Here is a 12,185-nt window from a genome sequence, read left to right as displayed (position 1 = left end):
ATCGTTGGTACCTTTGCAAAAACAAATTCGCATGAAAATTTTACACTTCGCATCAGTCTTCGTTTTAGCCGCAATTATGGCTTCCTGTTCAGGAAACAAAGAAAACAAAAACAATGGTTCCGATTCAACTGTAAACGAAAACACAGAAACAACGGAAACTACCTCTGCATTTTCGACAGAAGGAAATGGGAAAGTTGTTTATCTCAACACAGAGAATTTTGTCAAACACATTTTTGATTTCCGCAACGAAAAGGAATGGCAGTACAAAAGCAGCACTCCATGTGTTGTTGACTTCTATGCCGACTGGTGCAAACCATGTAAATTGGTCGCACCCATCATGGATGACCTGGCTGCAGAATACAAAGGGAAAATTCAGTTCTATAAAGTCAACACCGACATGGAACAGGAAGTAGCCAATGCGTTCGGCATTCAGAGCATTCCCAGCATCATGATGTGCCCGGTTGAAGGCAAACCCGTAATGACAGCAGGTGCTCTTCCCAAAAGCGAGTATGAGCGCATGATCAAAGAAGTGATTTTCGGCAATAATTAAAAGCAACACAAAATGGAACACTTAACCAACGAAACATTTAAAGAAAAAGTTTTCAATTACGAAGTCAACAAGGAATGGAAGTTTGAAGGCCAGCTTCCCTGCATCATCGATTTCTACGCAGACTGGTGCGGTCCATGCAAAATGGTTGCTCCAATTCTTGAAGAACTTTCCACGGAGTATGAAGGAAAGGTCAACATTTACAAAGTGAATACAGAAGAGCAACAGGAACTGGCCGCTGCATTCGGAATTCAAAGTATCCCCAGTATTCTGTTCTGCCCAATGAGCGAACAGCCACAAATGGCCATGGGAGCACTCCCCAAGACTTCTTTTGTACAGGCGATCAACGACATTCTATTAAAACAATAAGTATATGAAAACAGCTTTCGTAACCGGTATTGCCATATTGGCGTTTGCAACAGTCTCTGCTCAGACAACAATTCCCAATGCCGGTTTCGAAAACTGGACGGCATCGGGAACCTATGAAAATCCAGATTCATGGGACAGCCCCAACGATGTAACATCATCGCTCGGAAAAATCGTGGTTGAAAAAGAAGAAGTGTATGTTCACGGAGGCAGTTATGCAGCCATGATCACTGTGCAGTCTTCGTTTGCCGGAAATCTGCCGGGGATGCTCACTTTAGGAGACTTCAGCTTTGATTTGATGAGTATGACTGCAACAATAGATGGTGGCACGCCGTTCACAGGCCGACCTGAGAAAATGACCGGCTGGTATCAGTACGAGCCCAGCAACAACGACATTTGTCTCATTGGTGCATTTTTGTTGCAGGACAACAGCGGGACATGGGACACCATTGCCATTGCAGGTTTCGAAACATCAGCCACCGTGCTCACCTGGACACAATTCGAAGCTGTCTTTGACTACCGCAACAGCAATACGCCAACACACTTGAATATTATTCTGATGCCGACCGACCGCAACAACCCTCAGGCAGGCAGCACCATTTATATTGATGATCTGACATTTGAATATCCGCAGTCAATCGGAGAATCTTCTGACATTCCGGTGAAGGTTTATTCCGATCAGAAAAATGAAATTATCAATTTGATTTTTAAGGAACCTACATCGTCAGTAATCACGATCATCGACATCAACGGAAAGAAATTAAAATCGGTGCGGGCATCTGGTAATGAGAGCAGCATTGATATGACTGGCATTTCAAGCGGTGTTTATGTAATTCAGGTTTCCGGTGACAAAGAATTTTATTCAATAAAAACTATATGGTAAATAAATTTACAAAAAGTATTTTTATTTGCGCATTGCTGATGATTTCGTTAGTGGGAAATGTACATGCGCAGGAAGAAAAACAGCCGGTAATAAACATCAAGACAAATCCATTTGCATCTATGCTCAACATGATTCCTTTGAGTGTAGAAGCTTTTATAACAAACGATTTCAGTGCCAGTGCAAATGTTTTCATCATAAGCTCGAGCAATGGGATGAGCGAAACATATTTTGAGCAAGGCGGTTTTGGGATTTCGCCGGAAATGCGCTATTATTTCACAGACAATGTGATCAACGGACATAAAAACAGAGTGTATGCGGCTGCTTTATATAGTTACGAACAAGGCACCAACGCCACACTTGACCGCTATGACAATCCGATACCCGGATGGAGTCATGCTGTCGGCGGCGCATTGCTTATTGGAAATCAATGGTTCTTTAAAAATCGTTTTACTGTAGATTTGTTTCTGGGACCAGCTTACATGAGTTATGTGAAAAATGAAGATTTCGATACCAATCTATCCAAAGGAGGATTTTTTCTGGGCATGCTCGGCTCAAAAGCAACCGGAACCAGAGTGAAATTCGGATTTAATATTGGGATTGCATTCTGATTATTTCAATCTGGAAAATTATTTTACTTTCATAACATACCTTAACTACGATGAATCAATCGTATTAAGCCATCATTTTATCCATATGAATTTTTTTCCGGCACAGAGAAATCTTTTATATCTTTGTCCACCAAATTGATAGAAAATGATGGGTGAAATAACGATGCAACTCGCATGGAGCGAATTCATCTGGAGCGATAAAATATGGATCATCATCGGTGCGGTGTTTATGATTCTTGGTCTGGTTGGTTGTTTTGTGAAAATAATTCCCGGAACTCCATTCGGACTTGCAGGCTTGATGATGCTGCAACTCATGAAAGAGCCGCCGTTTTATACTTTTCAGATTCTGATTTTATCAGCAATTACAATAGTTGTCATCAGCGTTGATTATGTGGCACCAGCCATTGCTGAAAAACAATTTGGCAAAACAAGACCAGGCATTATCATCAGCAATATTGTAAAATTTGCTGTAGTCGGTTACATGGCCTATCTGTTTGTAAGGGCTATCATACAGGTGCACGCCTGATGTCAGTTGTGAACCGCTCCTCGATAGTAAAAAGTTTTTAAAGTAGAAAGTTTATAAAGGTAACGTAACCGCTTGCGACATGCGGAACGCAATGCCCATGAGAGGAAAGCCTCTCAGCTCCTTCTCATCCGCCGCGGCGGACTGTAGGCTGACGACTGACAGCTGGCGGCTTTCGTAATTTTGTATCTTTGCAATCATGTGCAGTCAATCAAACAAATTATTGCTTCCATCATTGCTGGCGCCGCCTGCGAAGCTAATGGCGCTGATGTGTCATGCCGAAGAAATAATTATTGACACACATGAAACATATCCGAAGCAAACACTTCGTAACCGATATTTCATTGGGGGTCCGAACGACATTAGATCGCTCGTGGTACCGGTTCACAAACCAAACGGACATCGCACCAAAACAAGTGAAATCGAAATTGATTACAACGAAAACTGGCCACTTTATCACAGAAAAACGCTAACCACTGCTTATTCCAAAAGTCCCTTTTTTCTGTATTACGCTGATTATATTTTTGCTGAATTCGAGCGGGACCACAAACGGTTGATTGACCTGAATGCAGCGCTGCAAAATATTTTCATGAAGTGGATGAACATCAAAACATCGGTTTCGTTTGCCGATGATTTTGTGCGAGAATTCAACGGTGTTGATTGTAGAACATCGTGCAAAAACAGCGCTGAATGGGTATTACAGCAAAGTTATTATCAGCCGTTCGATACAATTTATGGATTTAGGAATTCGCTTTCGGTGTTGGATATTTTGTTTAATTTAGGCCCCGAAGCAGGAGATCATTTAATAAAGGAAACAGATTATGCAGGTTTACAGAGTAGCTGAAACAGTAGTTCCGATGCGCAAAGAGCCATCGCACCGTGCAGAAATGGTGAATGAAATTCTCTATGGCGAAGACATTGCAATCATGGATGTCCAAAATGGCTGGCTCGCTGTTACATGCCTCGATTACAACTACAGTGGGTTCATTCCGGAAATCACAAAGCTCGATGAAATCTCAGGAAAATGCAATACGCCCTATAGATTTGTCTTCACTGCTTCTTCGATGATACTTTCGAAAGAAGGTATTAAGCTGGATCTGCCGCGTGGGAGCCGCGTCCGCGAAGAACAAACTGAAAAGGGCTGTTTCGAAACACCAGATAAAATCAGCTCTGCAAGCGAAGTTATTAAGACGGCAAAATTCTATCTGGGCAACCCCTATCGCTGGGGCGGCCGCACTCCGTTTGGTATTGACTGCTCCGGATACACGCAGATGGTTTTTATGCTCAATGGTTTTATACTGCCACGCGATGCGCATCAGCAGGTGCTTCTGGGTGATGAAATCGCTTTTGTTTTGGAAGCGCAGCCTGGCGATCTTGCTTTTTTTCAAAACGAAAACGGCGATGTCACACACACCGGAATCCTGCTTAGCAACTCAGAAATCATTCATGCCTCCGGCCGTGTTCGCATCGACAGCATCGATCATCACGGCATTTTCAATAAGGACTTGAATCGCTACACGCATACGCTTAAAGTAATCAAGCGCATGTCGCTTGATGCGTTGCCATCTTGTTTGTAGTTTGTAAAGTTTTTAAAGTTGAAAGTACAAAGGTGACGTAACCGCTTGCGGCATGCGAAGTTTAAGAGACTACGCTCAATGCACAATGCGGAAAGAGAAATTCTCTGCGTCTTTGCGTGCATGATGCTACCCACTGAATCAGTTTTCACCGCAGGTGAAGGATGATTCCATTAGCGTTCATCGAAGGGGCGTGTAGAGTAATTAAAAATGATTTTCGCGATAATTTGCGTTCATTCGCGGAAGAGAGAAATTCTCTGCGGCTCTGCGCCCTCTGCAAGATTCTATTGAGAATTCTCTCTGCGCCTTTGCGATCTCCGCGCGAGATCTTCGTGACCTCACTCTGCGGCTTTGCGCCCTCTGCGAGACACAGCTGAATCAAGATTCCTCGCCGCGGCGAGGCAGATGAAGATTGATTCGAATTAGCTTTCATCATACCTGCTGATGATAATAAAAATTTTAGCGAGAATTCGCGGAAGATTGAATTCTCTCTGCGTCTTTACATGCCCGTGATCAGAAACTCCGTGCGGCGATTCATAGCGCGACCGACTTCAGTATCATTGGTGTCTACCGGCTTGGTCTCGCCAAAACCTTTGTAGCTCAAACGTGATGCGCTTAGGCCCATCGACACAAGATAATTATACACGCTGTGGGCGCGGTTTTCGGAAAGGGTGAGATTGAATGCATCGCTTCCGATATTGTCGGTATGCCCCTGAATCTTTACTTTTATATTCGGATTTTCAATCAGGAATTCCGTAAACTCGTCCAGCACTTTTTTCGATTCCGGAGTAAGATCAGCAGAGTTGCTTTCATAATAAATATCTTTCATCCGATAAGCCTTGCCTAGCTCAACGGGCTCCAGATCAACATTCACATTGGTAGGTTCTGAAAAAACAGAATCCTCTTGCGAAATATAAGTGCTCTCATAAACAAAATCCGGCTTCTTCACTGTGAGCATAAAATCAGATTCAAACTTAATGGCAGCCACGTATTCGCCGGTTTCCTGATCGATCGGAATTTCTTTGATTTCTTTTGTGGTGAGATTCTTTATTTCAATTTTCGCTTCCACTGGTCTGTCATCCTGTTCGTTTTTCACTGTGCCTTTCACAAACAAAACTTTCTCCGGGCGCGCTTCTTCGTATAGTTCAAAAGAATAGAAATCCCAACCTCCAAGGCCATCGCTCATATTGTTCGAACCGAAATATCCGTATTTGCCATCGGTACTTACAAAAAATCCAACGTCATCGTATTTGGAATTGATTGGATAACCAATGTTCATCGGCTTTTGCCACACACCGTAGTCGTCCATGCGCACATAATAGATGTCGTATCCACCCATGCCCGGACGGCCTTCGGAGCTAAAATACAAAGTCTGACTATCGGTGTGAATGAAAGGGCTTTTTTCATTTCCTTTGGAATTAATGATTTTGCCCATATTCTTCGGAGCGCTCCAGGTGCCGTTTTCATCGCGGGTGCTGGTGTAAATATCATAGCCACCAATTCCTCCCGGACGATCACTGATAAAATATAAAGTCTTTCCATCGCTCGAAATCGAAGGCTGACTTTCCCAGTTGTCCGACGTATTAACTGCATCAATAGGAATGATGTCACTCCAGCCACCAAACTCAAATTTTGTATAGTACAGATCACAGTTGATATACTTATCCTGACTGGTTTGCTCCGGCATGTTGCAAATAGTATAAATCAGTTCCTTGTTGTCAATAGTAACCGTAGCTCCACCTTCATTCAGTTTCATATTGAACGGATCCTGCATGGCTTGCCCGGCATCAAAAGGGATTTCAGAAAGTTGTTTTCCGGGCTGGGGTTTGCGATTACTGACAAAAAACTTTTCCTTGAATTCCATTTCACTCGCCCATGAACTCATGTTTTTCTCTTCAATTCTCCGGGTATAAAACGCATTTTCATTGTCTGGGCTAATGATTACGAGATATTCATCAAACCGGCTGCTGATGCCGGGAACAACTTTCGGATTGAATGATACCGGTTTTGAAAGCAGCTCCATTGCCGTTTTCGCCCAGTCGTACATGCCTTTTGCTTCCAGTTGAATGGAGTCATCGCTGATCTCTTCCGGCTTATCGAGAAATTTTTTCAGATTGAATTCGGCCTGATCATATTTATCAAGCCCGAAATAAATTTTCCCCAATTGAAAATAAGCATCGTGCATACCATCTGGACAAAACTCAATTGCTTTATTAAAATATTTTTCTGCAGCCGTCAGATTGTTTTCCTTTTTAAAAACATTGATGCAGCCCAGATAATAATAGGCCGGAGCAAATTCTGCATCTTCTTCAATAACTTCCTTCAACAAACGGTTTGCTTCGAGATAATAGCGGTCGGCACTTGCAGGCAGCTTGGTGGCCATTTTCTGTGCCTGTCCATAGTTTGACATCGCTTCTTCGAATTGCTTTGCTACCTTTTTGCTCACTTTGCCGCAAGGTTCTTCATCCTGCGCAGAGACTGCAGAAACAAAAAGAATCAGAAAAGTATAAATAGTAAATTTCAGATATTTCATATTCAAAACTTCCGTTCAAACGATTTAAACTGCAGCAACAAATCCATTAATGCCAGCGCAGTCATTGATGTCACAACAATTGCAGCGCGCGGCACAAAGCAAGCATCGTGCCGGCCGCCAACGGTCACTGTGGTTTTATTGTTTTCAACATCGACCGTATCCTGCTTTATTCCGATCGAAGATGCAGGTCGAAATGCTGTATTCATCACCAACAGGTTTCCGTTTGAAATACCGGCCTGAATGCCCCCACTGTGATTTGAAGCAAATGAAATTTTTCCCTTTTCCGGTTGCATGGCGTCGTTGTACTGACTTCCCCGTAATGAAATTCCGGAAAACCCTTCGCCAAAGTCCACACCTTTTGCACCCGGAATGCTCATCACCGCCTGACTCAAAACAGCATTGATCTTTCCAAAAACAGGCTCGCCCACTCCAGCCGGCAATCCTTTTACGACCGTAGTAATCTTTCCTCCAATGGAATCTTTCAAAAGAACAACATCATCAATAAGCTGTTGCATTGCGGCTTCTGCAGTATTGTCGGGACAATGCAACAAAGAATTGAATACCACTTTTTCATCAAACCACTGTCCGCTGTTTTTCAAGACAGCTGCGCCAATGGCTGATACATAGCTGATGATGTCAATATTTTCTGAGCGCAGGAAATCAAGCGCCATGGCGCCGGCAACTACTCGAGCTGCGGTCTCACGACCTGAAGCGCGCCCTCCGCCTGCCTGTGGGAGATTTCCATACTTTTTAAAACTTACATAATCGGCATGCCCTGGCCTGAAAACACTTTTCAAATCATTGTAATCGCCAGAACGGGCGCCTGTGTTGCGAATGATAAAAGCCACCGGACCTCCGCTGGTTGTATTGTTCATGACACCGCTCAGAAACTCAACTACGTCGTCTTCACGGCGCGCGGTCTCATGTACCGAAACTGGTGCACGCTGCTTAAGCATATCACCGATGAGTGCCTGGTTGATTTCCAAACCAGCAGGGAAGCCATCGAGAACGCCTCCTACGGCCGGTCCGTGCGACTCGCCGAAAAGTGTCAGTTTAAGCAATGATCCAAAAGTATTTCCTGCAGACATAATACAAAACTACTAAAAAAAACCTACTTTATAAGGCTGTCTCAAAATTCAAAATTCAGCGCAAAGACAACATTCCACCGTCCGATGCGACGAAGGAGCTGAAGGACATGGAACCGTTGTTTTTGCTGTTGTTACGACGGTTCCATGTTCCGGCTCAAAAGCATGGAAGAATTCCATATCACCGGCCGCAACGGTGGAATGTCGTAACAAACCGCTATTTTGAGACATTCTCATATGATTACTCAATCGAAAACACCTTCTCAACCGGCGTAAAATTGTCCATTTTTAGGTCGATTTTCACTTTGTAACTGCCGAGCGGCCAACCATTATTTGGCTCTGAAAGGTAGGAATAGACCGGCATATCGATCATTTCCTCGTCTGTCTTGAGTGTTACATCGTCAATCGCTGTTTCGCCATCTTCGAGATAAAACCATGTAATCACCATTTCTGTATTCTGCGGAACATGGCTCATGGTTGCTGTTACATAGATGGTGTCGGTTTCACTTGCTTCGAGCACACTGTTGTCCGAAGGACAGGTGATGTCGTAATCCGGATTATTGCAAACCCGCAAATGATCAATACTTGGCTCCATGTTGCACGAAGCGGCAATAAAAGCCAGCACAATGACTAAAAAAATATTTGTTTTCATATTTATTCAATTTTGAATTTTTTCTCTACTGCTTCGGAATCGCTGTCAGCGACTTTAATATTCACGGTATATTCACCTGACGGCCAGCCGGGCGTGTTGAGATAAAGCATGGCGTGGATGGTTGAATTCTCATCGCCGTCGAAGCTGCCCCGCATAATTTCTTCCTTCTCTTTGTCTATTGCCTGAAAAAACCAACTCACTTCCACTTTTACATTTTCAGGTGCATCGGCCAATGTAGCAAACAAATGAACGGTATCGGTTTCAACGCCAAAAAATCTGTTCATGTCTTCGGCGCATTGGTCACCGGAAGGGTGATTGCAAAGCCGAACTTCCTTGATGGATGCATCCTTTCCGCAGGATGACAATATTAAAGAAATAGCGCAGATGGCGGAAAAAACAATGTTGAATTTCTTCATGATTTCATTTTTTACAAACCTAATTAAATATTTATTATAAACACATAACTGAATGAAAATATTGTTTCCTAAGCCCTCGAAGGGTTTGAAACCCTTCGAGGGCTTAGTTCAATAGTCCCATTTCTTGCGGAATGCATTGTAAAAGCTGACACCGAATTTCAATGTGAAATCGGCCTTTGTGATTGAGTTGTCCGAAGTCACAGCATAGACGCCCAGTCTGAAAAGTTCGCGGCGGATGCGAATCGGTTTCTCGAGTCCGGCAAAAAATTCACCGTGACGAAAATTGTTTTCATCCATCAGCAGGAATCCGCCACCGGCTGCAACTGACAACTTCAGTCGCCCAAGCAATGGAACCTTATCAAAAATTCCCTCGAAATGATGAATGTAATTTCCACGCACAAAGGTGGAATTGGTGCTGAGTGTAGGTCCCAGCAACTGAAACGATTCAAGCGGATTGCTGAAGAAAAAATCATCGCTGCCACGGAAGAATTTATTTTCAAGAATGCGTAGATTATTCTTGTTGACGTACGAACCCATTAGAAAACTCCAGTTGGAAGTACCGTATCTATTAAGTTTCACATAGTCGCTGGCGCCAAATTCAAGATAATCATAGTTTACCTCGCTGTTGAGCAGCCCGGGAACACCTTTTCGCCATGTAAATGTCAGATCGGGGTACTTACTTCCCAGCAGTATTTTACGATTGCCTTTAAACATATATCGCTGACGGATTCGGTAAACCAGGTTTAGCTTGAATTCACTCTTTACATATCTGTCAAAGTCGATTGGCTCATTGATTTCTCCAAAAATAAGGTTTGACCAGGAGTCCATATTCATATCGCTTATGGCCTGCTGATCGGAATGCTCCAGCGTGAGCTCTCCGAAAAGTCCGTTAATGATTTCCATCCGCTGAGATACAGCAAACATCTTGGTGCGCGCATAATTGCTGCGGCTGAAAGCACTTGTGATGGATGGATTATTGTTGATCATGTCGTAATAATCGCCGAAACGAAAATAGGTGCGGACAAATTTTTTCGGCACGTAGGTGAGCCCTACTCCAACGCGTCCGCGCAAATCTTGATTGGAAAATCCATAATTGATATCGCCATCAACATCGAGCAGGAAATCGTTTTTAAATCTTTTATTGAAGCTCCCATTCAGGTTATGACGATATCCGCCAATTCCGAAAAAGTTAACCTGCGTTGGTAATGCACCTATATAATATTCGGTCTGCCTTTCACGATTTCGGTGTCTGATGCCTTTTATCAGGAAACTCCACACGTCGATATGATTGTAGGCGGAATCAAGTTTTCGTGTGAATTCTTCGCCGGAAAAAACATTGCGCAAACTATCAACATATTCCGAATAAATAAGTTCCTGATTGGTTAGCGGTATTTTCCGGTTCATGGTCCACCATGTTGAATCGCGCTCCAGTGCCACATCTTCGTAACGCACCATTTCAAGCGAATGTCTGGGAAAAACAGTAGAATCAGAATTAAAATTGTATGCTGAAAATAACGACGTGCCTGTAATAACCTGGTTCACCCGTCCTTCTATAATCCCATACTCTATCGTAGTTTCGGAAGGCACCGAATGTGTTGAGCCCATTAAAACATATTTCTGATGAATTCTGAATGAATTCACCATCGTCAACGCTCTTGGATCAATGGTCAGATCGACCTCGTCCAAGCAAAAAACGCTGTCGCGGATGTAAATGTAACCAGTGAAAAGCGCGTCATTCGGGAATAGCGGAGTAACTTTAATTCTGAATATTTTTGTTGAATCGTCGTAATGCAAGCCGGCATAATCATATTTATATAATGTAGGGCCCATGGGCGAAAGTGGCGATACAAGCGGTTGCTGACACAGCATCTCTTTTCGCAGCTGCGCTTCGTAAAAATTAAAGTTCCAGTCTTCGGCTGAACTGAAAATCATATAGGGACTTGAATACACAAACTGGATGTGATCAATTTCCATCCCTTCTTCTTCGTAACCAATGCTTACATAAATAAAATCTTCGATGTCTGCCAGTTCATACGTGTTTTCGGCAGAAATAATTTCGCGCGTGGAACCATTGCCGGAAATTTCCGAAAGAATTGTTTCGCTCAGATCACCAATATGCTGAACCCTCACTGTATCATTCAGCGTTTTTACTGAATCGGACAATTCTTTACGTTTTTTGCGCTCCACTTTGCGCTGCTTTCTTTCAGCCTTACGCTCTGCACGACGCTCTTTGGGCGTTTTCAGCAAATCAATATTTGTGGCTGCGCCCAAACTATCAGCGGTTGCTTTCCGAATACTGTCGTACATATCGCGCGGCTCATCCCGCATGAGCGACAACTTGCGGTCGATGCGACATTGGTATTTGTCGAGGCTGCCGAGATATAGGCGGCGCTTATCGCGAACTTTCTGCATGATTTCCTTGCCTAGATCGCGCGTATCAGCAACAATAAGAGCTTCGTTTAATTGGGTAACTGCATTTTGTAAAACCGCTTCAAAGCTGGTCCCGGTGCGAGGAACAACCAGCTCCTTTTCGATGGTGACATAGCCAAGCATCGAAATAGTAAGTACGTTTTTGCCCGGTTGTACTTTCAGTTGCCACCGGCCATTTTCATCGGCCACAACTCCCGTGTATGAATTCTTGATCATGACCGTTGCACCGGGAACGGGTAAGCCCGAGCCATCCTTCACTATACCGCTCACAATCTGCGATCTGGCCGTTGTGGCAACCAGAAAAAGCACTATTAAAGAAATTAGCCGAAAAAACATCATGATGCAAAAACGAAACAATTGTTGTTTTATGTTTTCTTGGACGAATTTACATTCTTTTAGTTACAAAACTTCAGTAAATTATGTATATTAGCATTTCAATAAAATGATGATTATCAGAAATGAAGAAAATGACAGGCGTTAATGATGTGTTAATGTGAAAATATCATTAAAAACATTTATACATTTGCGTATTGATTTACCTAATTGCTAATTTAAAAACCCAACGAAC

At 43.2% G+C, this 12,185-nt stretch carries 13 protein-coding genes; 7 read left to right on the top strand and 6 right to left on the bottom strand.

Annotated elements, in window-relative coordinates; genetic code table 11:
* Positions 1-229 precede the first annotated feature (229 nt).
* The 7 genes from A2W93_11555 (at position 230) to A2W93_11525 (ending at position 4,504) form a co-directional block, all read left to right on the top strand.
* Complete coding sequence (locus A2W93_11555; GenBank protein ID OFY54955.1) at positions 230-550, top strand: thioredoxin; 321 nt, start codon at positions 230-232, stop codon at positions 548-550.
* Between the two features lie 12 nt (positions 551-562).
* Positions 563-916: a thioredoxin gene (locus tag A2W93_11550; protein OFY54905.1), complete on the top strand. Its 354-nt coding sequence runs from the start codon at positions 563-565 to the stop codon at positions 914-916.
* Positions 917-920: 4 nt separating this feature from the next.
* Positions 921-1,796 carry a hypothetical protein gene (locus A2W93_11545; GenBank protein ID OFY54904.1) on the top strand — a complete coding sequence of 292 codons (876 nt, stop codon included), beginning with the start codon at positions 921-923 and terminating at the stop codon, positions 1,794-1,796.
* The gene (locus tag A2W93_11540; protein OFY54903.1) at positions 1,790-2,404 is read left to right on the top strand and encodes a hypothetical protein; all 615 of its coding nucleotides are present in this window, start codon (positions 1,790-1,792) and stop codon (positions 2,402-2,404) included. Before A2W93_11545 ends, A2W93_11540 begins: the two co-directional genes overlap by 7 nt.
* Positions 2,405-2,552: 148 nt before the next feature.
* A complete protein-coding gene (locus tag A2W93_11535; protein OFY54902.1) occupies positions 2,553-2,930 on the top strand; it encodes a hypothetical protein in 378 nt (125 codons plus the stop codon).
* Between the two features lie 196 nt (positions 2,931-3,126).
* Entirely contained in the window at positions 3,127-3,771 is a 645-nt protein-coding gene (locus A2W93_11530; protein ID OFY54901.1) for a hypothetical protein, read from the top strand.
* Positions 3,749-4,504 carry a hypothetical protein gene (locus tag A2W93_11525; protein OFY54900.1) on the top strand — a complete coding sequence of 252 codons (756 nt, stop codon included), beginning with the start codon at positions 3,749-3,751 and terminating at the stop codon, positions 4,502-4,504. The genes A2W93_11530 and A2W93_11525 overlap by 23 nt, the downstream gene beginning before the upstream one ends.
* 145 nt (positions 4,505-4,649) lie before the next feature.
* Here the strand turns inward: A2W93_11525 and A2W93_11520 are convergent, their stop codons facing one another.
* The 6 genes from A2W93_11520 to A2W93_11495 all read right to left on the bottom strand — a co-directional run bounded on the left by A2W93_11520 (position 4,650) and on the right by A2W93_11495 (position 11,956).
* Positions 4,650-4,937, bottom strand: a complete 288-nt coding sequence (locus tag A2W93_11520; GenBank protein ID OFY54899.1) for a hypothetical protein — start codon at positions 4,935-4,937, stop codon at positions 4,650-4,652.
* Between the two features lie 63 nt (positions 4,938-5,000).
* Positions 5,001-7,034 (bottom strand): hypothetical protein, encoded by a 2,034-nt coding sequence (locus tag A2W93_11515; protein OFY54898.1) that lies wholly within the window; start codon positions 7,032-7,034, stop codon positions 5,001-5,003.
* Positions 7,035-7,036: 2 nt separating this feature from the next.
* On the bottom strand, positions 7,037-8,122 hold the full coding sequence (locus tag A2W93_11510) for a chorismate synthase (GenBank protein ID OFY54897.1): 1,086 nt from the start codon (positions 8,120-8,122) through the stop codon (positions 7,037-7,039).
* 238 nt (positions 8,123-8,360) lie between these two features.
* Positions 8,361-8,771, bottom strand: coding sequence for a hypothetical protein (locus tag A2W93_11505; GenBank protein ID OFY54896.1), 411 nt, complete (start codon positions 8,769-8,771; stop codon positions 8,361-8,363).
* 2 nt (positions 8,772-8,773) lie between these two features.
* On the bottom strand, positions 8,774-9,187 hold the full coding sequence (locus A2W93_11500; GenBank protein OFY54895.1) for a hypothetical protein: 414 nt from the start codon (positions 9,185-9,187) through the stop codon (positions 8,774-8,776).
* Between the two features lie 108 nt (positions 9,188-9,295).
* Positions 9,296-11,956, bottom strand: coding sequence for a hypothetical protein (locus A2W93_11495; protein ID OFY54894.1), 2,661 nt, complete (start codon positions 11,954-11,956; stop codon positions 9,296-9,298).
* Between the last annotated feature and the right edge of the window lie 229 nt (positions 11,957-12,185).

Source organism: Bacteroidetes bacterium GWF2_43_63 (genome assembly GCA_001769275.1).
Classification (GTDB): domain Bacteria; phylum Bacteroidota; class Bacteroidia; order Bacteroidales; family DTU049; genus GWF2-43-63.
The sequence above is the reverse complement of the archived record's forward strand: the minus strand, read 5'-3'. Positions and strand labels throughout refer to the sequence as shown.